Source organism: Cellulomonas sp. P5_C5 (genome assembly GCF_054049655.1).
In genome coordinates, this window is the sequence record NZ_JBFULY010000017.1 from 38,997 (window position 1) to 58,302 (window position 19,306).

The 19,306-nt window shown below is 73.3% G+C and carries 18 protein-coding genes and 1 tRNA gene; 12 read left to right on the forward strand and 7 right to left on the reverse strand.

Annotated elements, in window-relative coordinates; translation table 11 throughout:
• Positions 1-113 precede the first annotated feature (113 nt).
• From galU to ACXJKF_RS14410, 5 genes are all read left to right on the forward strand, one after another.
• Complete coding sequence (gene galU / locus ACXJKF_RS14390) at positions 114-1,016, forward strand: UTP--glucose-1-phosphate uridylyltransferase GalU (RefSeq protein WP_456788394.1); 903 nt, start codon at positions 114-116, stop codon at positions 1,014-1,016.
• A 26-nt stretch (positions 1,017-1,042) separates the two neighbouring features.
• The gene (locus ACXJKF_RS14395) at positions 1,043-2,278 is read left to right on the forward strand and encodes a molybdopterin molybdotransferase MoeA (RefSeq protein WP_456788395.1); all 1,236 of its coding nucleotides are present in this window, start codon (positions 1,043-1,045) and stop codon (positions 2,276-2,278) included.
• Positions 2,278-2,877 carry a GNAT family N-acetyltransferase gene (locus ACXJKF_RS14400; protein ID WP_456788396.1) on the forward strand — a complete coding sequence of 200 codons (600 nt, stop codon included), beginning with the start codon at positions 2,278-2,280 and terminating at the stop codon, positions 2,875-2,877. Before ACXJKF_RS14395 ends, ACXJKF_RS14400 begins: the two co-directional genes overlap by 1 nt.
• A gap of 63 nt (positions 2,878-2,940) precedes the next feature.
• The gene (locus ACXJKF_RS14405; protein ID WP_456788397.1) at positions 2,941-4,041 is read left to right on the forward strand and encodes a hypothetical protein; all 1,101 of its coding nucleotides are present in this window, start codon (positions 2,941-2,943) and stop codon (positions 4,039-4,041) included.
• Between the two features lie 53 nt (positions 4,042-4,094).
• Positions 4,095-4,167: transfer RNA gene (locus ACXJKF_RS14410), tRNA-Ala, on the forward strand.
• Between the two features lie 114 nt (positions 4,168-4,281).
• Here the strand turns inward: ACXJKF_RS14410 and ACXJKF_RS14415 are convergent.
• Positions 4,282-4,959 carry a hypothetical protein gene (locus ACXJKF_RS14415; protein WP_456788398.1) on the reverse strand — a complete coding sequence of 226 codons (678 nt, stop codon included), beginning with the start codon at positions 4,957-4,959 and terminating at the stop codon, positions 4,282-4,284.
• A complete protein-coding gene (locus ACXJKF_RS14420; RefSeq protein WP_456788399.1) occupies positions 4,926-7,943 on the reverse strand; it encodes an eCIS core domain-containing protein in 3,018 nt (1,005 codons plus the stop codon). Before ACXJKF_RS14420 ends, ACXJKF_RS14415 begins: the two co-directional genes overlap by 34 nt.
• 431 nt (positions 7,944-8,374) lie before the next feature.
• Between ACXJKF_RS14420 and ACXJKF_RS14425 the strand changes: the two genes are divergently transcribed.
• The 4 genes from ACXJKF_RS14425 to ACXJKF_RS14440 all read left to right on the forward strand — a co-directional run bounded on the left by ACXJKF_RS14425 (position 8,375) and on the right by ACXJKF_RS14440 (position 11,547).
• Positions 8,375-8,785 (forward strand): TOBE domain-containing protein, encoded by a 411-nt coding sequence (locus ACXJKF_RS14425; RefSeq protein WP_456788400.1) that lies wholly within the window; start codon positions 8,375-8,377, stop codon positions 8,783-8,785.
• Between the two features lie 23 nt (positions 8,786-8,808).
• Positions 8,809-9,588 (forward strand): molybdate ABC transporter substrate-binding protein, encoded by a 780-nt coding sequence (modA, locus tag ACXJKF_RS14430; protein ID WP_456788401.1) that lies wholly within the window; start codon positions 8,809-8,811, stop codon positions 9,586-9,588.
• Between the two features lie 124 nt (positions 9,589-9,712).
• Complete coding sequence (locus tag ACXJKF_RS14435) at positions 9,713-10,456, forward strand: ABC transporter permease (RefSeq protein WP_456788433.1); 744 nt, start codon at positions 9,713-9,715, stop codon at positions 10,454-10,456.
• On the forward strand, positions 10,453-11,547 hold the full coding sequence (locus ACXJKF_RS14440; RefSeq protein WP_456788402.1) for an ABC transporter ATP-binding protein: 1,095 nt from the start codon (positions 10,453-10,455) through the stop codon (positions 11,545-11,547). Before ACXJKF_RS14435 ends, ACXJKF_RS14440 begins: the two co-directional genes overlap by 4 nt.
• Here ACXJKF_RS14440 and ACXJKF_RS14445 read toward each other — a convergent pair.
• From ACXJKF_RS14445 to ACXJKF_RS14455, 3 genes are all read right to left on the reverse strand, one after another.
• Complete coding sequence (locus tag ACXJKF_RS14445; RefSeq protein ID WP_456788403.1) at positions 11,526-12,035, reverse strand: SRPBCC family protein; 510 nt, start codon at positions 12,033-12,035, stop codon at positions 11,526-11,528. The genes ACXJKF_RS14440 and ACXJKF_RS14445 overlap by 22 nt on opposite strands.
• Positions 12,032-12,391 (reverse strand): ArsR/SmtB family transcription factor, encoded by a 360-nt coding sequence (locus ACXJKF_RS14450; RefSeq protein WP_456788404.1) that lies wholly within the window; start codon positions 12,389-12,391, stop codon positions 12,032-12,034. Before ACXJKF_RS14450 ends, ACXJKF_RS14445 begins: the two co-directional genes overlap by 4 nt.
• Positions 12,392-12,485: 94 nt before the next feature.
• On the reverse strand, positions 12,486-12,761 hold the full coding sequence (locus tag ACXJKF_RS14455; protein WP_055917383.1) for a GlsB/YeaQ/YmgE family stress response membrane protein: 276 nt from the start codon (positions 12,759-12,761) through the stop codon (positions 12,486-12,488).
• 102 nt (positions 12,762-12,863) lie between these two features.
• On the opposite strand from ACXJKF_RS14455, the gene ACXJKF_RS14460 reads away from it, so the two are divergent.
• Both ACXJKF_RS14460 and ACXJKF_RS14465 read left to right on the forward strand, forming a co-directional pair.
• On the forward strand, positions 12,864-13,865 hold the full coding sequence (locus ACXJKF_RS14460; RefSeq protein WP_456788405.1) for a bile acid:sodium symporter family protein: 1,002 nt from the start codon (positions 12,864-12,866) through the stop codon (positions 13,863-13,865).
• A gap of 44 nt (positions 13,866-13,909) precedes the next feature.
• On the forward strand, positions 13,910-15,376 hold the full coding sequence (locus tag ACXJKF_RS14465) for a family 20 glycosylhydrolase (protein ID WP_456788406.1): 1,467 nt from the start codon (positions 13,910-13,912) through the stop codon (positions 15,374-15,376).
• Between the two features lie 15 nt (positions 15,377-15,391).
• On the opposite strand, the gene ACXJKF_RS14470 is transcribed toward ACXJKF_RS14465, so the two are convergent.
• Complete coding sequence (locus ACXJKF_RS14470; RefSeq protein ID WP_456788407.1) at positions 15,392-17,578, reverse strand: phospholipid carrier-dependent glycosyltransferase; 2,187 nt, start codon at positions 17,576-17,578, stop codon at positions 15,392-15,394.
• Positions 17,579-17,645: 67 nt separating this feature from the next.
• Between ACXJKF_RS14470 and rsmI the strand changes: the two genes are divergently transcribed.
• Positions 17,646-18,512: a 16S rRNA (cytidine(1402)-2'-O)-methyltransferase gene (gene rsmI, locus ACXJKF_RS14475; RefSeq protein WP_456788408.1), complete on the forward strand. Its 867-nt coding sequence runs from the start codon at positions 17,646-17,648 to the stop codon at positions 18,510-18,512.
• 128 nt (positions 18,513-18,640) lie between these two features.
• On the opposite strand, the gene ACXJKF_RS14480 is transcribed toward rsmI, so the two are convergent.
• Positions 18,641-19,231 (reverse strand): 2'-5' RNA ligase family protein, encoded by a 591-nt coding sequence (locus tag ACXJKF_RS14480; RefSeq protein ID WP_456788409.1) that lies wholly within the window; start codon positions 19,229-19,231, stop codon positions 18,641-18,643.
• Between the last annotated feature and the right edge of the window lie 75 nt (positions 19,232-19,306).

Consider the following 19,306-nt stretch of genomic DNA (forward strand, 5'->3'; position numbering starts at 1 on the left):
AGTGTCGCAAACCTGGTGACCCCCGAACGACCGTCCGAGGTATGAGGTGTGAACAATTCGACGGCGTGACGCAGGCCACTGCGAGTCCGGACGTGCGCGGCTAGGGTCCCGTCATGACGATCCACAAGGCAGTCATTCCCGCCGCGGGCCTGGGCACCAGGTTCCTTCCCGCCACGAAGTCGACGCCCAAGGAGATGCTCCCGGTCGTCGACAAGCCGGCCATCCAGTACGTCGTTGAGGAAGCCGTGAAGGCCGGTCTCGACGACGTCCTGCTCATCACGGGCCGCTCCAAGCGCACGCTGGCCGACCACTTCGACGCGGTCCCCGAGCTCGAGGCCGCCCTGGAGGCGAAGGGCGACCTGGAGCGGCTCGCCAAGGTCCGCGAGTCCACCGACCTGGGTCACGTGCACTTCGTGCGCCAGGGTCAGCCGAAGGGTCTGGGCCACGCCGTGCTCCAGGCCAAGCACCACGTCGGGCAGGAGCCGTTCGCGGTCCTGCTCGGGGACGACCTGATCGACGAGCGCGACGAGCTGCTCAGCACGATGCTCGCCCTGCAGGAACGCACGGGCGGCTCGGTCATCGCCCTGCTGGAGGTCCCGCCCGCGCAGATCTCGATGTACGGGTGCGCGGCGGTCGAGGAGTTCGACGGGGCCGCTGATGCGGACCAGGTGAAGATCACCGCCCTCGTCGAGAAGCCCCCGGCCGGCGAGGCGCCCAGCAACCTCGCCATCATCGGCCGCTACGTCCTGCACCCGGCGGTGTTCGAGGTGCTGGAGAACACGGCACCCGGCCGTGGTGGCGAGATCCAGCTGACCGACGCGCTCGCGACCCTCGCCGGCCTGCCGGCGTCCGAGGGCGGCGGCGTGTACGGCGTGGTGTTCCGCGGGCGTCGCTACGACACCGGGGACCGCCTCGACTACCTCAAGGCCGTCGTCCAGATCGCCGTCGACCGGCCCGACCTGGGACCCGACTTCCGTGCCTGGTTGGGCGAGTTCACGGAGACCCTCACCGACTGACCTGCAGTTCGGGGCACAATGCCCGCATGAGATCGGTCCAGGATCACCTCGCGGCCGTGCTGGCCGCCGTCGGACCGGTCGCACCGCTCGACGTCGTCCTGCGTGACGCCGTCGGCTGCATCCTCGCCGCCGACGTCACGGCCACGCACGACGTGCCGGCGTTCGCGCTCGCTGCACGTGACGGGTACGCCGTCGCGGCGCACGAGACCGCGGGCGCCGGCTACGCGAGCGCGCAGTCGCTGCCGGTCGCGCACGACATCCGGCCGGGCGCGGGTCCGCTGCGGCTGGTGCCCGGCACCGCGGTGCGGGTCGCGTCCGGTGCGGCGCTGCCGCTCGGGGCCGACGCCGTGGTGCCCCTGGAGGAGACCGACCGGGGGACGGCACGGGTCGCCATGCAGCGCCCGGCGGTGCCCGGTCAGCACGTGCGTCCGGCGGCGTCCGACGTCCGCGCGGGCGACGTCGTGCTCGCGTCGGGGACCCGGCTGGGTGCTCGGCAGCTCGCCCTGGCCGCCGCGATGGGCCGCGGGCGGCTGCACGTCCACCCCACCCCGCGCGTCGTGCTGCTCTCGGTCGGCGACGAGCTCGTCGAGCCCGGGACGCACGCGGACCGCTCCGGGCACGGGGTGTTCGAGACCGACGGGCACGCGCTCGAGGCCGCGGTCCGGGACGCCGGTGCCGCGGCGGTCCGGGTCGGCATCCTCGGCGACGACCGCGCCATCCTGCGGGAGGCCATCGAGGACCAGCTCGTCCGCGCCGACCTGCTCGTCATCACCGGCGGGCTGTCCGAGCTGACCAACGACACCGTGAAGGACGTGCTGGCGACGATGGGCAGCGTGCGGCTGGACCAGGTCGCCATGACGCCGGGGCAGCGGCACGGGTTCGGCACCGTGGCCGACGACCTGGCCAGCGACAAGTCCGTCCCGATCTTCGCCCTGCAGGGCCATCCCGTCGCTGCGCAGGTCTCGTTCGAGGTGTTCGTCCGGCCCGCGCTGCGTGCCATGGCCGGGCACGCCGAGGTGTTCCGCCCGTCGGTCGCCGCCGAGGCGGTCGAGGGCTGGGTGTCCCCACCGGGGCTGCGCCAGTTCGTGCCGGCGACCGTGCTCGGGTCTCCCGACGAGGGGTACCGCGTGACACCGATCGGCGACCCGTCGGCGCCCACGGTCAGCTCGCTCGCCCAGGCCAACGCCCTCGCGGTCGTCGGCGAGCAGGACCTGACCGTGCACCCCGGACAGGTGGTCCACTGCCTGGTCCTGGAGGGCTGATGGTTCCCGGATGGCCCGCCGTGCTCGTCGAGGGTGACGTGCGCCTGCGCCCGCTGCGGCGGCGCGACCAGGACACGTGGATGGCATTGCGCGCGCAGAACGCCGCCTGGCTGGAGCCGTGGGACGCCACGAGCCCGGTCCCCGTGTCGGGTCCGCGGCCGTCGTTCGGCACCTTCGTGCGGACCCTGTCCGCGCAGGCCCGTGCCGGGGTCACGCTGCCCTTCGCGATCGACCACGCCGGCCGGCTCGTGGGGCAGCTCACGGTCTCCTCGATCATCTACGGCTCCCTGCGGTCGGCGGCCATCGGCTACTGGGTCTCCGAGCACGTCGCCGGGCTCGGCATCACGCCGACCGCGGTGGCGCTCGCCACCGACCACTGCTTCGACGCGCTCGGGCTGCACCGGATCGAGATCAACATCCGCCCCGAGAACGGTCCGTCGCTGCGCGTCGTGGAGAAGCTGGGGTTCCGCGACGAGGGGGTGCGCGAGAAGTACCTGCACATCCAGGACCGCTGGTGCGACCACCGCACGTTCGCGCTGACCGTCGAGGACGTCCCCGACGGGCTCCTGACGCGCTGGCGCGCGCGCACCGTCGGGTGACGCACAGGCCGACACGCCGTGGCGGTCCCCGGCGGGCGCGGCCCCGGCGCCTACCGTCGTGACGTGAACGATCTCGCAGGACCGGTCGCGCTCGCGCTGGTCGGCCTGTGGGTGGCGTACCTGGTGCCGCACAAGCTGCGGTACCGGCAGCAGCTGCTGGAGTCCCGGGCGGACGACCGGTTCTCCGAGGCGCTGCGCGTGGTCGCGGTGAGCGACCAGCGCAACCGCCAGGAGGCCGTCTCCGGGCCGACAGTGAGCAGTACCGCGGGGCTGCTGACCCCAGGCAAGGGGCTCCCGGTGGCCACCGGGAGCGCGACAGGAGGCACCACCGTGGACCGACCGCACGGCACACAGGACAGGATCACCGCTGACGCGGCCCGCCGCGCCGCGCAGGCACGTGCAGCACGGGCGGCCTCCGTCGCCCGGCGCGGTGCCGCCGCGCGCCGTCGTGCGCTCCTGGCCGGTTTCCTCGTCGTCCTGACCGTCGTCGGCTGGGCCGCGGTCGGTCTCAGCCCGCTGGTCACCTGGGTCGCGGGCGTCGTGCCGACGGTCCTGCTCGGCTCCGTCCTCGTGCTCGGCCGCCGTGCGGTCCTGGCGGGCCGGGAGGCCGACGAGGCGTGGGAGCAGAGGATCGCCGACGAGCGCCGGGTCGCGTCCGGTCCGCGCACCGGCGCGATGCGTGCGGTCGCGACGGCCACGAAGGCAGCCCCGGCCGCTCCGGCGGCTCCGGTCGCCGCGCCACTTGAGGCTCCGGCAGCCTTCGTCACAGGACGCGCCGTGCACCCGTCCGACGCCAGCACCGAGGTGTTCGCGCGCATCGTCGCGGACAAGGGCGAGTCCGAGGGGCCCGTCCGCCACGCCTCGACCGGGCAGGTCCCGGTGGTCCGCCGCTCGGTCATCGATCGGACGACGGAGGCGGGGAGCGAGGACGACGAGGCCTGGTCGCCGGTCCCCGTGCCGCGTCCGACCTACACGATGAAGGCCTCCGCACCGCGTCGCGAGCCGGCGCCGCTGGAGAACCTCGAGGGGTCGACCGCCGCCCGTACCGCCGAGGTCGATGCACCCGCCGACGCCGAACGCGCACCGCTCGAGGCGCCCGTCGAGACGACCGGCAGCATCGACCTGAACGCGGTCCTGGCGAAGCGTCGCGTCGCCGGGGAGTGACCCCCGGATTTCGCGATCCGCCGGGGGCTGGTGTTAGTCTTTAGGCCGCTCGCGGGGCTGTGGCGCAGTTGGTAGCGCGTCTCGTTCGCAATGAGAAGGTCAGGGGTTCGAATCCCCTCAGCTCCACCGCAGAAGCCCTCGTCCGACCAGGCCACACGGCCCGGGAAGGCGGGGGCTTCTTGTTTGTCACTCGTTCCGGACCCCATCTCGCGCAGCGAAGGGGGTCGTCGGTGTCGACCGTCAGCGGCCGGGCGGGATCGCGCGATCCAGGTCGAGCAGCCGCCGGCTCAGATCACGCCTCGGGGCTGAGGTGCTCGCGACCCCTCGCTGCAGGTGCGCCCGGAACCGAGCCGGATCGGCGAGGATGCCGCCCAGCGGCGCCAGGCGTTCGGCCTCGGCGTGGGCGTCGTCGGGTCCCCGAACCGGCCACCGCCCCGCCAGCAGGTCGACGGGCAGATCCGTGTGGTGCCGGAGGAGAGCGACCGCGGCGTCGCAGTCGCCGGGGGGCAGGGAGGTGAGCGACTGCAACGTCGTGAGCGCGTGGCCGCGGTGCGGATCCAGGCCGACCGGCTGGTCGAGCGCGTCCGCGAGCGCCCGGGCGAGGTCGTCGACCTCGGCGACCTCCCGGGGCGGCCCACCCGCGACCATCGGCACGTCGAAGCCGAGGATCCCGGGATGGCGGAGCCCTCCCTGCGCGATGACGAGCCTGCCGACGACACGCCCGGCGAGCGTGCACACCTCGTGCCAGACGAAGAGCCACAGCCGTTCGTCGGGGTCGTGCGGGGACGACCGGAGCCACCGCCGCAGCGGGTCCGGGTCGGCCGCCCGCAACGCTGCGACCTGGTTCGCGACGGGTACCGGAGGGGGCCGCCCGCCGTCCGTCGTCAGCGGCACACCGGGTCGTCGTCGTAGAGCCATCGCACGAGGGTCGCCGGGTCGTTGGTGAGACCCAGGACGCTGCCCCACACGGTGGCGGCACGGCTCAGCTCTCCTGACTGCAGCACCACGTTGAACAGGTCCACGTGCCGCAGCGTGAGGTGGTAGGAGTCGACGACACCTCGGCGCACCTCGGCGACCCAGGCGGACTCCGCGACCATGTAGTCGAGGTTCGGGTTGTCGAGGAGGGACGGTGGGAGCCCGCGGCGCTGGAGTGCGTGGTCCATCACCAGGCGGCTGACCCGGCCGTTGCCGTCGACGAACGGGTGGATGGAGATGAACTCGCGCTGCGCCGCGGCGGCGAGCGCGGTGGCGTCCATGGTCCGGCTCGCCCCGGCGTACCACCGGAAGAAGGTGTCCAGCGAGGACTGGACGTCCGCGTGCTGCGGGTAGGTGATCACCGCCGTCTCGAACCGTCGCGCGAGCTCGTCGGGACTGAGTGAGCGGTCGAGCACGCCGCGGAGCTCGAGCCTGATGTGCGGGTTGCGCTCGAGGACGGCGAGCTGCTCGGGCGACAGCGCCGTGAACATCCCGCCCGGCCCGAGCCCGCCACTCCCGATCAGGTCTCCCGGGCCGGGCTGGCGAACCTGGCCGGCCTCGGGCGTGACGCGGCGGGCGGCCGCCGCGTGCGCAGCCTCCACCTCCGCCTGCGTGAGCGGCACTCCGCTCTGGGCGTGCGCGTCGAGCATCGCGGCCGCTTCCTGCCAGTCGTGGAACTGGCCCTCGCCGTAGCGATGTGCGGGCGGGGTCGTCGACGCACCGCTGGCGAACGCCTCCGCGGCCGGTTCGTAGTGCGCGCGGTCGACGAACCGACGGCCCTGCATCTCGGCGTCCCAGGCCGCACGCTGAGGTGGGGTCAGGCCGTCGACGAGGAGACGGTACCGGCGGGCGAACTCGTCCGGGTTGGAGACGAGCAGGGACTGCAGCTCGCTGATCTCGGCCGTCAGCCGCGCTCTCGTGCGGCCCTCGAACGCACCGCCCGCCCCGCCCAGCACGACCCCGGCCAGACCGCCGATGATGAAGCCCTGCTCCATCGCCGCGGTCACCTCCCCGAGGCTCTTGCCTTCGAGGGCTGCCTTGATCCCCGCATCCAGCGCACCGATCACAGAACCCGAGGCGCCGCCGGAGATCGCCCGCGACAACGCCATGCGCATGATCTGCGCGAGCGTGCTGGCTCCCTCCTGTCCCAGCACGCGGGTGAGCGCGACGGCGGTGCCGCCGGCGAGGACCCGGTCCAGTCCCAGTCCTGCATAGGCCAGGACCCCGTCGACGAAGCCGCGCCTCATGCCTTCCCAGGTGTTGAGCCCCACGACGCCCCAGTCGAAGCGGTCGACCGCCTCGCTCCACGTCCGGCCCTCGCGCAGCAGGTCGTTGAGGAGCCCGCCGCCTTCGACCAGCAGCGCCCCCAGGCCCTGGCCGCCCCCCTCGATCCCGGCACCCATGACGCCCATGGTCACGGCGGTGCCACCGTAGGTGGCGACCGTGGCCGCCGTCCCGGTGAGCCCCACGCCGGCCGCGGCGGTCGTGGCTCCCGCGAAGACGACGGGCGCCGCGATGACGACCGCGACAGCCACCGCCGCGGCGAACGAGATGTCCCGCACGACGACCGCGACAGTGTGGACGCCCTGGGCGGAGTGCGCGAAGCCCTGCAGGTACTGGGAGAACTCGGCCCGGGCGTCCTGGTCGGCGTGGAACACGCGGTTCAGGTGGTCGATCGCCTCCTGGCTGCGCAACCCTGCCTCGTTGATACCGATCGCCGTCACGGGGATCTGGAGGGCGGTGTTCAGCTCCGTCCGGACGGCGTCCCACTGGGCGGGCATGGCGTCCCAGCGACTCGGGTCGGTGCGCGGGGCGCTGTTGAAGAGGTCGATGAACTCGCCCACGAGGTCGAGGTCCCGGTACCACTCCACCTCCTGCCGGCGTGACTCCTCACTCGTCCGCGCGAACGAGTCGACGCTGTCCCGGTAGCGCGTGGTGCGCGCCTGCAGGTCCGTGCCCACGACGGCGACGGTCCGTCCGTCCACCTCAGGATCCGTCGACCGGAGCGTCGGGTCCTCGGGTGCGAGGACGCCGACACTGCCACCCGGGGCCGCGGGCGACATCGGACCGTCACCGACCCGAGAGGTACCCGGACCGGCGTCGGGGACCTCCTGGCGCTGGAGCGAGCGACCGGCCGTGGCCGTGACCGACGAGGCGAGGAGGTCAGCGCCGGCATCCTCGGCGCCGACGCGTGCCGCCGTCACCTCGGGCGCGTCCCCTGCGCCACCCGGCGGCGCCGCACCCTGCTGCACGACGTGCGCCGACTCGTGCGCCATCAGCTCGACGTCGCTGGGCGACTCGTCCTTCGCGAGGAAGATGTCCGCACCGACCGTGAAGGCTCGGGCTTGAAGCTCCGCGGCGGCAGCAGCCGAACCGGCGTCCCGGTGCACGCGCACCCGACCCAGGTCGGCACCCAGCACCGGCTCCACCTGGGTGCGCACTGCCGGATCCAACGCCGCACCGACCCCGGGCCTGGTGATCAGGTCCTCGACGCCTGCAGAGACGTCGACCGCCCCGCCGGCGCCCGCATCGGGACGCGCCCGGGCGAACGGCTCAGAGGAGGGCGGCTCGACCGTCGGTACGCGTCCAGCCACCGATGCGACCCGCGCCGTCGCCGTGCCCGAGGTGGGCGAGCGGTGGGCGACGTGGGCTGCGAACGCCTCGGCCTCGCGCTCGGACGGGTCGTCCGGGTGGGAGACGGTGATCGTCCGGTCTCGCGCACGGTTCACACGCGCCAGCCGAGCGAAGGCCGCGTTGGATCCGCCGTCCTGCACGGCGAGGTCCAGGGGGACATCGGTGCGCCGGGACAGCTGCGCGACGCGCCCGTTCGACGCAACCGAGCTCAGTGGAGGGCGGCCCGTCCTGCTGCGCCGCGGCGGCGCCACCGCGGACATCCGGTCCGGGGCCGCGACGAGGCGCGCGATCACGCCGCGATCCAGAGCCGACCACGCATCATCCGTCCGCCCTCCGACCTGTGCCCTGTCGGTGGTCCGTGGTGCTCGCCGGGGTGCGCGATGGGCGCGTCCGACGAGGGCCGCACGGGTGCACAGAGATCTACCGTGCCGCACGGGGCATCGACGTGGAAGGGCCACCGCCAGAGTCGCCTCATCAGGCAGGCGGGCGCGCTCGCCCATGCGTCGTCGACCGGGGCATGCATCTCGCCCGACCGAGCCCTTCCACCCGACGTCCCCGGGGCCGCACGGCCCGGGAAGGCGGGGGCCTTTCGTGTGCGGGTGAGCGCAGCACGGGTCGCGTGCCGGTGTCGCCCGACGTGCCTGCGGATCCGAACCGTCCTCTGATTCGCGTATGCGTCAAAGATCCGGTGATTTCAGCCGAATCTGCGGTTAGGCTCTGGCCCGTGACGACCTTCCGGATCAAAGAGGCGGCCGACCTGCTCGGGGTCAGCGACGACACCGTGCGCCGGTGGGCGGACAGCGGCCGGATCGCGACGACGGCCGACGCGTCCGGGCGGCACGCGATCGACGGGGCGGAGCTGGCGAGGTTCGTCGAGGAGGTCGCACGGGACACCGCGCAGCTCCCGACAGGTGACATCGCGGCGGCCTCGGTCCGCAACCGGTTCACCGGGCTGGTCACCCGCGTCCTCAAGGACACCGTCATGGCCCAGGTGGAGATCCAGTCCGGGCCGCACCGCTTCGTCTCCCTGATGAGTCGCGAGGCGGCCGACGAGCTCGGTCTGGAGCCCGGCGTGCTGGCCGTCGCGGCCGTCAAGGCGACGAACGTGTCCGTCGAGATCCCGCGGTCCCGCTGATCCCCGACGAAGGAGCTCTCTGCATGCGTCGTCTCGCCCTCACCGTGGTCGCCGCGGCCGTCGGTCTCGCTCTGGCCGGCTGCGCCTCAGGCGCCGGAGCGACTGCGAGCAGCCCTCCGTCGTCCACGCTCGAGGGCGACGTCACCGTCCTCGCCGCGGCGTCGCTGACGGAGTCGTTCACCACGCTCGGCCAGCAGTTCGAGGAGGCGAACCCGGGAGTGACGGTCACGTTCAGCTTCGCCGCCAGCTCTGCGCTCGCCGGGCAGATCGCCGACGGCGCCCCCGCCGACGTGTTCGCGTCGGCCAGCGCCACGACGATGGACGAGGTCGTCGCCGCCGGAGACGCGGCCGACCCGGTCGTGTTCGCCACCAACAGCATGGAGATCGCCGTCCCGCCCGCGAACCCGGGGAAGATCACCGGCCTGGAGGACCTGACCGACGCGACCCTCAAGACGGCGCTGTGCCAGCCCGAGGTCCCCTGCGGGTCGACCGCCGCGAAGGTCTTCACCAACGCCGCCATCACGGTCACGCCGGTGACGCTCGAGCCTGACGTCAAGGCGGTCCTGAGCAAGGTCAAGCTCGGTGAGGTCGACGCCGGCGTCGTCTACGTGACCGACGTGATCGCCGCGGGTGACGAGGTCACGGGCATCGAGATCCCCGACGACGTCAACGCCTCGACCGACTACCCGATCGCCACGCTGACCAGCAGCGAGCACGCGGACGTCGCCGCGGCGTTCGTCGACTACGTCCTGTCGTCGGCCGGCGCGACGGTGCTCTCTGCCGCCGGCTTCCAGCAGCCGTGACCACCGACCGGGGAGCCTGGACGTGCCGTCGACGCTGAGCTCCCGGGAGCGGACGCGTCGGGCGACCAGCGGGGGTGGGTCGCGATCGGCCCCCGCCCCGCTCCTCGTCCCCGCGCTCGTGGGGATGCTGTTCCTCGTCGTGCCCCTGGTCGGCCTGCTCCTGCGCGCCCCCTGGGGTGAGGCGTGGACGATCCTTCGCGGGTCCGCGGCCGGCGAGGCGCTGCGTCTGTCCCTGTGGACCTCGACCACCGCCACCGCGATCTCGCTGCTGATCGGGGTCCCGCTCGCGTGGCTCCTGGCACGCACGGACTTCCCGGGCCTGCGCCTCGTGCGCGCCCTGGTGACCCTTCCGCTCGTCCTGCCGCCGGTGGTCGGCGGTGTCGCCCTGCTCCTGGCCTTCGGGCGCAGCGGGTTCGTCGGGCAGTACCTGGACCAGTGGTTCGGGATCACCCTGCCGTTCACGCCCGCCGCCGTCGTCATCGCCGAGACGTTCGTCGCGATGCCGTTCCTCGTCGTCACCGTCGAGGGAGCCCTGCGGAGTGCGGACCGCGGCTTCGAGGAGGCTGCTGCCACCCTGGGCGCAGGCCGGATGACGGTCTTCCGACGGGTGACCCTCCCGTTGATCGGTCCGTCCCTCGTGGCCGGGGCGGTGCTGTGCTGGGCGCGCGCCCTCGGGGAGTTCGGGGCGACGATCACGTTCGCGGGCAGCTTCCCGGGCCGGACCCAGACGATGCCCATCGCCGTCTACTACGCCCTGGAGACCGACCCGGACGCCGCGATCCTGCTCAGCCTGATCCTGCTGCTCGTGTCCGTCGCGGTGCTGGTGGCCCTGCGCGACAGCTGGCTGCGTCCCGGGTCGGCATCATGACCGACCGCGGGCTGGTCGCGGCCGCCCAGGTGACCCGGGGCGCGTTCACCGTGGACGTCGACCTGCGGGTGGCACCGGGCGAGGTCGTCGCGGTCCTCGGGCCGAACGGCGCGGGGAAGTCGACGCTGCTCAGCGCGGTCGCCGGGCTCACGCCGGTCTCCGCCGGTCGGATCCTGCTCGACGGGCAGGTGCTCGACGACGCGGGTTCCGGCACGTTCCTCGAGCCGGCGCACCGCCCGGTGGGGTTCGTGTTCCAGAGCTACCGGCTCTTCCCGCACCTGAGCGTCCTGGACAACGTGGCCTTCTCGCCGCGGGTGCGAGGCGCGGGGCGAGCGCGGTCCCGGGCGGTGGCGGAGGACTGGCTGGCCCGGCTCGGTCTGACCGAGCTGTCCGGCCGGCGCCCCGCCGACCTGTCCGGCGGGCAGGCGCAGCGCGTGGCGCTCGCCCGTGCGCTGGCGGGGGAGCCGACCCTGCTGCTGCTCGACGAGCCCCTGTCGGCGCTGGACGCCCGCACCCGCCTCGACGTCCAGACCGAGCTCCGCCGGCACCTCTCCGGCTTCGCCGGGCCCTGCCTGGTCGTCACGCACGACCCGTTGGAGGCCCTGCTCCTGGCCGACCGGCTCGTGGTGCTCGAGCACGGACGGATCGTGCAGGAGGGCGCCCCGGCCGAGGTGGCCCGTCGCCCGGCCACCGAGTACGTGGCCCGGCTCGTCGGCCTGAACCTCTATACCGGCACCGCCGACGGTGATGAGGTCCGCCTCGACGGCGGTGGGAGGTTCGTCGTGCCCGACCACGGTGAGCACGGAGCCGTCCTCGTCGCGCTGCGCCCGTCCGCCGTCGTCGTGAGCCCGCACCGTCCCGACGTCTCCAGTGCCCGCAACACGTGGCCCGCCACGATCAGGGGCCTGACGATGCTCACCGACCGCGTCCGCCTCGACCTCGAGGGCGCGCCGTCCGCACTCGTGGACGTGACGCCGGCAGCCGTCGCCGAGCTCGGCCTGGTCCCGGGGGGTCAGGTGTGGCTGTCGGCGAAGGCCACTGAGATCGAGGTGTACCTCCAGCCGACGGCTCAGGCGAACAGCGCCCGGTAGTAGTCGGACTGTGCCGGGTAGTAGTCGTCGAAGGCGAGGCCCGCGACGTCGGCGCCGGTCTCCGCGGCCACGAGGCGGTCGAGGTAGTACTCCCAGCCCGGGCCGACGCCCGTCGCCATCTCCGGGTCCGGCACGGACTGGCTGAACGTGAGGGTCGTGGTGCCGGCGTCCTCGGTCAGCTCGACGAGGAAGTGGAAGACGTTCTCCTGGCCGACTACCTGCGACGTGAGCGAGATCCGGCGCGGTGGGTCGCACTCGTGGATCGTGAAGGTCTCGGGCTCGATGTCGCCCTCGGCGTTCATGCGGAAGAGGACTGAGCCCGAGGCCGGGTCGCCGGTCCAGGTGCCGACCCAGCGTCCGAGCCGGTCGGACTCCGTGACCGCCGCCCAGACGGACTCGATCGGGGCGTGGAACGTCCGGTCGATCACGACGCTGTCGTGGCCGTCGCGGGTCTCCCGGCGGCCGTTGGGGGTGGGGGTGGGGGTCATGCTGTCTCCTCCGCTGCGTCGGTCGTCGTGGCTGCCTGGTGGTCCCGCACGGTGCGGCGGACCTCGAGGTCGAGGGCGTCGAGCACCGACGCGTCCCACCGGGGTTGCGGGCCCAGGTCACGCAGCAGCCCGCGGACCGGGTCCAGCCCGTCGGGCAGCAGTGCGTAGTGACGTTCCCGCCCGTGCGTCTCGGCGCGGACCAGACCGGCGTCGACGAGGACGCGCAGGTGCTTGCTGACGGCCGGGCGGCTGATCGGGTGCGCGGCCGCGAGGTCGACGACGCGAGCGGGGTGCCGCGCGAGGGTGCGCAGGAGCTCGCGGCGCACCGGGTCGGCGAGAGCGGGGAACGGGTCCACAGATCATTGGTAACTGATTGGTTACCAATATGTCAAGACGACGGCGGCCCCCCGTTCGGAGGCCGCCGTCGTCGTGCTGGAGGTGCTGTGGGGCTCAGAGGATGCTGCGGCGACGGCCGCGGCTGCCCGAGACGGCTGCCACACCGATCGCGGCGAGCACGACCTGGAACAGCAGCTCGATCCAGTCCACGCCGGCCGTGTCCTGCACGCCGACCAGGCTCGCCAGGTAGGTGCCGATGAGGGCCGCGACGATGCCGATGAGGATGGTCACCAGGAGGGAGATGCGCTGACGGCCGCGCACGAGCAGACGGCCGAGGATGCCGATCACGGCGCCGATGATGATGGCGGAGATGATGCCTTCGGGTGTCATGTGTGGAACTCCTTGACTTCGAGGGGTTCGTCCGGGTACGACGGATGAATCTAGGGGGGATCCGTCGGATCCGCGCGCTGAGCGCGGTGACAGAATGTCGCCGTGCCCTCCGCTGTGCCCGACGACGCCGCCCGGCCCAGCCTCTGGAAGCAGGCGCTGCGCTGGGTCGACCCCCTGGTCGTGATGATCCTGTCGGCGCTCCTGCTGGGACTCCTGCTGCCGGCGCGGGGGGCGCTCGCCGACGTCCTCGACGTGGCCCGGACAGCCGCGATCGTGCTCCTGTTCTTCCTGTATGGCGCACGCATGGCGACCGGCGAGGTATGGGCGGGCCTGCGCAGCTGGCGGCTGCAGGGGTCGATGCTCGCGGCCACCTACGTGGCGTTCCCGGTGCTCGGCCTGCTGGTCCAGCTCCTGCCGGACGCGGTCGTGTCGTCCGAGCTCAAGACCGGCGTGCTCTACCTGTCGCTCCTGCCGTCGACCGTGCAGGCGTCGGTCGTGTTCACCTCCGTCGCACGCGGCAACGTCGCCGGGGCGATCACGGGCGCCACGATCTCCAACGTCGTCGGCATCGTGCTCACGCCGCTGCTGGTCGGGGTGCTGATGGTCCGGACCTCGGGGCAGGCCGGCGGGAACCTCGGCGGGATCCTGCTGCAGCTGCTCCTGCCGTTCGCCGCGGGGCAGCTGGTGCAGCGCTGGCTGGGCCCGTGGCTCCGGGCGCGGCCGCACCTCACGCGGGTGACCGACCGGGGCGTGATCGTGCTGGTCGCGTACACGTCGGTGAGCCAGGCGACGGTGTCGGGGGCGTGGGCGCACGTCACCTGGCTCGCGCTCGTGGCCCTCGTCGCCGTGTGCGCGGCGATGCTCGCGACGATGCTCCTGCTCACCTGGAACGGCGGCCGGCGGCTCGGGCTGCCGCGCGGCGACCGCGTCGCGCTCCTGATGTGCGGGTCGAAGAAGAGCCTGGCGACCGGTCTGCCGATGGCGGCCGTGCTGTTCGCGCCGGCGCTCGCCGCGAGCGTGGCGCTGCCCGTGATCGTGTTCCACCAGCTGCAGCTGGCGACGTGCGCGGTTCTTGCGAGGCGGCTCGCGACCCAGGTCGAGTAGCGTTCGCCCGGAACGATTCGACCCGCAGCCCCCGAGGACTCCCCGTGCCCGATGTCATCGCCGTCATCCCGCAGCCCGCGCACCTCGAGCCGACCGGCGACGCGCCGTTCGTGCTGACCGAGGCGACGACCGTCGTGGTCGACGGCAGGCCGGACCTGATCGGCATCGCGGTGCTCGCGGCGGACCTGCTCGGCCGGGTCGGTGGCCGGGCCGTCGAGGTGCGGTACGCCGAGAACGCCGCGAGCGACATCGTGCGGCTCCGGCTCGTCGAGTCCCTGCCGTCCGGGGACGAGGCGTACCGCCTGACCTCGCGCAGCGGCCGCATCGACCTCGAGGCCCGCACGCCCGCCGGGCTGGTGCGGGCGATCGTGACGCTGCGCCAGCTCATCGTGTCCGCGCCCGGCGGGGTCCTGCGGGTGCCCGCCGTCCGCATCGAGGACGCGCCGCGGTACCCGTGGCGTGGGCTGTCCGTCGACGTGGCCCGGCACTTCCTGCCCGCGCGCGACCTCAAGGTCGTCATCGGCCTCATGGCGCACTACAAGCTCAACGTGCTGCACCTGCACCTGACCGACGACCAGGGCTGGCGGCTGCACCTGAGGTCGCGGCCGCTGCTGACCCGCCTGTCCAGCAGCACGTCCGTCGACGGGGACCCCGGTGGCTACTACACGGCCGAGGACTACGCCGACCTGGTCGCCTACGGCGCGGTCCGTGGCGTGCGCATCGTCCCCGAGGTCGACGTCCCGGGCCACGTCAACGCCGCCACGCACGCCTACGGCGACCTGAACCCGAACGGTGAGCCCACAGAGTCGTACACCGGGATCGAGGTCGGCTTCAGCCGGCTGCACGCCGACCTGCCCGCGACAGGCCCGTTCCTGGCGGACGTGTTCGCCGAGGTCGCCGCGATGACCCCGGGCGAGTACGTGCACATCGGTGGCGACGAGGTGCTGACGATGGAGGCCGACGAGTACGCCACGCTGGTCGCCGCCGCGTCCGCCGCCGTCCGCGCCGCCGGCAAGAAGGTCGTCGGCTGGCAGGAGATCGCCCACACGCCGCTGGAGCCCGGCACCGTGGTGCAGTACTGGGACACCCGCGTCGACCCGGCGCCGTTCGTCGCCGCCGCACAGGCCGGTGCGCTGCTGCTCATGTCGCCCGGGTCGAAGGCGTACCTCGACATGAAGTACGACGCGAGCACCGAGCTGGGCCTGGAGTGGGCCGGTCACATCGAGCTGCGCGACGCCTACGACTGGGAGCCGTCGACCCTCATCGAGGGCATGCCCGCCGACTCCGTGATCGGCGTCGAGGCGGCCGTCTGGACCGAGACGCTGCGCGACCTGCCGGCGCTCACGCAGATGCTGCTGCCGCGGCTGGCCGCGATCGCCGAGGTCGCCTGGTCCGCACCCGAGCGGCGCGACTGGGACGACTTCCGCGCCCGGGTCGCCCGGCAGGCACCGTTCTGGGACCGCCTCGGGCTGTCCTGGTACGCGAGCCCTCAGGTGGACTGGCCGCGCTGAGCCCTCAGGCCGCCGTCAGACCCAGGTCTGCAGCCACATGTGGGCGTGCCAGAAGTCGTACGGCACGATCCACGCCGACCAGAGCGGGTAGAAGAACGCGCTGACGCCCACGATCAGGGCGACGAGCACCCCGCAGCCGACGATCGCCCAGCGTCTCTCGCGCGGGTCCAGCTCCTTCGGTCCGACCACCAGGCCGATGACGTAGACCAGCGTGAGCACGACCCAGGGCGCGAACACGATCGAGTAGAACGTGAAGATCGTGCGGTGCTCATAGGCGAACCACGGCAGCCAGCCGGCGACGAGGCCGGACAGCACAGCCCCCGCCCGCCAGTCGCGGTACCGGAACAGCCAGACGACCGCGACGATGATCGCCGCCGCCGCGCACCACCACAGGACCGGGTTGCCGAGCGCGACGATCGCCTGCGAGCAGCTGTTCGCGCCGCACGCGTCCTGCGCCTGCTGACCGGTGAGGCCGGACACCTCGGTCGGGTAGAAGAACGACGTCGGGCGCCACTGCACGATCCAGCCGAGCGGGTGGGACGAGTACGAGTGCGGCGTCTCCAGGCCGTTGTGGAACGCCCACATGTCCTGGTGGTACTTCCAGAACGAGCGCAGCACCGGGGGGAGCCACTGGACGCCCTGGTCCGGGTTCTGCTCCGCCCACAGGCGCCCGTAGGACTCCTTGTGCGTGAACCAGGACCACCACGAGCCGACGTAGACGACGAGCGCGATGCCGACCATCGAGATGCCCGCGACGACGCCGTCCTTGAGGATCCCCGCGCGCCACCAGTGCCGCACCCCGACGCCCCGCCGGGCGGTGATGTCCCACGCCACGCTGAGCAGGCCGAACACCGCGAGGAAGTACATGGCCGACCACTTGGTGCCCAGGGCCAGGCCCAGCAGCACCGCGGCCGCGAGCCGCCACCAGCGCACACCGAGGCGTGGCCCGTCGCCGAGGTCGTCGCCCCCGTCGACCCGCAGCGCGGTCCGCTCGGCCAGCCGCCGTCGGGCCTGGTCGCGGTCCAGGAGGAGGGCGCCGAACGCGGCCAGGACGAAGAACATCAGGAACGGGTCGAGCAGGCTGATCCGCGACATGACGATCGCCTCGCCGTCGATCGCGAACAGCAGGCCCGCCAGGGTGCCCAGCGCCGTGGACGCGAACAGCCGCCGGCCGATGCGCGCGACCATCAGGACCGCCAGGACCCCGCAGACGGCCGCCGCCATGCGCCACGCGGCCGAGCTGCCCACCCCGCCGCCGAACTGGATCCCCAGGGCGATCAGCCACTTGCCCACCTGCGGGTGCACAACGTACGAGCCGACGTCGGTCAGGCTGCTGGTGTCGCCCGCCTCGAACGCCGGGTTCGGGTCCTCGCCCCACGTGGCCTCGAAGCCGTTGACCAGCAGCGAGTACGCGTCCTTGACGTAGTACGTCTCGTCGAACACCAGCTTGTGCGGGCGGCCCAGCTCCCAGAACCGCAGCACCGCCGCCAGCAGCGTGACCGCGAGCGGCCACAGCCAGCCCGTGAGCCGGTCGCGCCGCGTCGCGTCGAGCCGCAGGGTGTCGTCGCCGAGCAGCCGTCGCAGCAGCCGTCCCCTGGTGGACTCCTGCGGGCCCTCGACCTCGCGCGGCTCGTCGTCGAGCACCAGCACGGTGCTCGGGGCGGGGTCCGCGTCGAGCGCCTCGGACGCAGGGACGGCGCGGGTCGCGTCGACCGAGCCGGCTGCCGCGGCAGAGGCAGCCGCGGTCACCAGGCTCGCCTCCTCGACCTCGGGTGCGCCGACGACCTCTGAGCCGTCGGCGGCCCCGGTCTCGTCGGCCACCGGCGTCTCGTCGGCCACCGGCGTCCCGTCGGCCACCGGCGTCCCGTCGGCCGCAGGCTGGGTCGCGTCGACGGCCGGCGTCTCGTCGTCGACCCGGGGCTCGTCGGCCACCGGGGTCTCTTCGACGGCCGGCGTCTCGTCGGCCACATCGGTCGCGAGGTTCGTCTCGGCCTCGTCGGCCTCGTGGGCGATCGGAGCCCCGTCGACGGCCGGAGCCCCGTCGACGGTCGGGGCCTCGGCGACGACCTCGGTGTCGTCAGCCAGGGGGGTGCCGTCGACCGGATCGGGGGTCGTGGCGTCCGCTTCGTGATCCGGGGACGGCGCGGGGACCTCCTGACGTTCGGTCAGGGTCGAGGCGTCGTCGTCTCCGGTGAGCGGCACGCGGGTCATCGTAGGGGCGGCGACTGTGCTGCGGGAGGGGGGTCCGGGAGGTGGCAGGCTGACGTGCGTGACCCCCGTGAGCCCCACCGCGCCAGCCTCAGGCCGTCTCGTGCTGGCCGCCACACCGATCGGCAACACGGAGGACGCGTCGGCGCGCCTGCGTCGTCTGCTCGCGGAGGCGGACGTCGTAGCCGCGGAGGACACGCGTCGGCTGCGGGACCTCGCGAGGAGGCTGGGGGTCGAGATCGGCGGCCGGGTGCTCAGCTTCCACGAGCACAACGAGGTCGAGCGCTCGGCGGAGGTGCTCGCCGTGGTGGCGGGCGGGGGAACAGTGGTCGTCGTGACGGACGCCGGGATGCCCGCCGTGTCCGACCCCGGGTTCCGGGTGGTGGGTGCCGCCGTCGCCGCGGGCCTGCCCGTGACGGCCGCCCCGGGGCCGAGCGCGGTGCTGACGGCGCTGGCGCTGTCCGGCCTGCCGACGGACCGGTTCTGCTTCGAGGGGTTCCCGCCGCGCAAGCCGGGGGAGCGTGCCCGGGCGTTCGAGCTGCTGGCCGACGAGCGCCGCACGATGGTGTTCTTCGAGGCGCCGCACCGGCTGGACGACACCCTGGCGGCGATGGCGGTGGCGTTCGGCGACGACCGGCCCGCCGCGGTGTGCCGCGAGCTGACCAAGACGTACGAGGAGATCGTCCGGGGTCCCTTGTCGACGCTCGCCGAGTGGGCGTCCGCGGACCAGGTGCGCGGGGAGATCGTGGTGGTGGTCGGCGGGGCGGTGAAGGCGGTGGAGCTGTCGACCGCGGACCTGGTCGCCGAGGTCCTGTCCCGCACGGACGCGGGCGACCGCCTGAAGGACGCGGTCGCGGAGGTCGCAGCAGCGGCCGGCGTCCCGAAGCGCGACCTGTACGCGGCAGCCCTGGCAGCCAAGCAGCGCTGAGTCGGCTGTCCGCACGCCGAACCGGCGATCACTCCCGCGACGACGGCACGTCACGCACCTGATCGCCGGTTCGCACTCGGACGCACCCCCACGACCCGAGCCGCGATCGAACCCGACGTGGGCGCCGTTCAGAGGGCCGTCGCGGCAGCCATGTCGGGTTCGGCGCCGAGGGGGAGCCGGGCGACCGTGCGCCACGAGGAGGGGGCGTCCGAGCCGGCGACGAGGAGGGCCTCGCGGACGGTCGCCGCCACAGGGAGCGCGGGCACGACGTCGGCCTCCGCGGCGCGCAGGGTGTCGAGGTCGCCGAGGCGGCGCTCGCCGACCGTCAGGTGCGGGACGACGTCGCTGAACTCGCCGCGGTACGGGAGCCACTGCGGGAACGCCCGGACCACGGCCGCCGTCAGTGCGCGGAACGCGTCGGCGGGCTCGGGGTCCAGCCAGAGGATGTCGTCACCGAACCAGCCCGTGCGCCGGAACACGCACCCGAAGGTGGGGATGCTCGCGACGGCCGACGCCAGCGCACCGAGCAGGTCGGCGTCGAGCTGGTCCGGTGGCGCGAACGGGAAGAGGACGGTGACGTGCGCCGGGATGCCCCAGCCGGTCGCGGCGTCGAGGGTCGCCCGATGGCGGGCGACGGCCGGCTCGGCCTCGGGCACCGGCACGAGCACCGCGGTCCAGCGGGGCGGGACGGTCGGCGTCGGGTCGTCGAGCGAGGGCATCTGTCGAGCGTAGGAGGTCGACGCGCTGGCCAAGCCCTGAGTGCCGCGTCATTCATGGCTTGCTCACCAGCGCAG

What these genes read in the sequence shown, in the direction of transcription:
- galU (WP_456788394.1), top strand. Translation starts at nt 114, where the DNA reads ATGACGATCCACAAGGCAGTCATTCCCGCCGCGGGCCTGGGCACCAGG.
- ACXJKF_RS14415 (WP_456788398.1), bottom strand. Translation starts at nt 4,959, where the DNA reads ATGGCTCTACGACGACGACCCGGTGTGCCGCTGACGACGGACGGCGGG.
- ACXJKF_RS14435 (WP_456788433.1), top strand. Translation starts at nt 9,713, where the DNA reads ATGCTGTTCCTCGTCGTGCCCCTGGTCGGCCTGCTCCTGCGCGCCCCC.
- ACXJKF_RS14395 (WP_456788395.1), top strand. Translation starts at nt 1,043, where the DNA reads ATGAGATCGGTCCAGGATCACCTCGCGGCCGTGCTGGCCGCCGTCGGA.
- ACXJKF_RS14455 (WP_055917383.1), bottom strand. Translation starts at nt 12,761, where the DNA reads ATGACACCCGAAGGCATCATCTCCGCCATCATCATCGGCGCCGTGATC.
- ACXJKF_RS14480 (WP_456788409.1), bottom strand. Translation starts at nt 19,231, where the DNA reads ATGCCCTCGCTCGACGACCCGACGCCGACCGTCCCGCCCCGCTGGACC.
- ACXJKF_RS14400 (WP_456788396.1), top strand. Translation starts at nt 2,278, where the DNA reads ATGGTTCCCGGATGGCCCGCCGTGCTCGTCGAGGGTGACGTGCGCCTG.
- ACXJKF_RS14440 (WP_456788402.1), top strand. Translation starts at nt 10,453, where the DNA reads ATGACCGACCGCGGGCTGGTCGCGGCCGCCCAGGTGACCCGGGGCGCG.
- modA (WP_456788401.1), top strand. Translation starts at nt 8,809, where the DNA reads ATGCGTCGTCTCGCCCTCACCGTGGTCGCCGCGGCCGTCGGTCTCGCT.
- ACXJKF_RS14445 (WP_456788403.1), bottom strand. Translation starts at nt 12,035, where the DNA reads ATGACCCCCACCCCCACCCCCAACGGCCGCCGGGAGACCCGCGACGGC.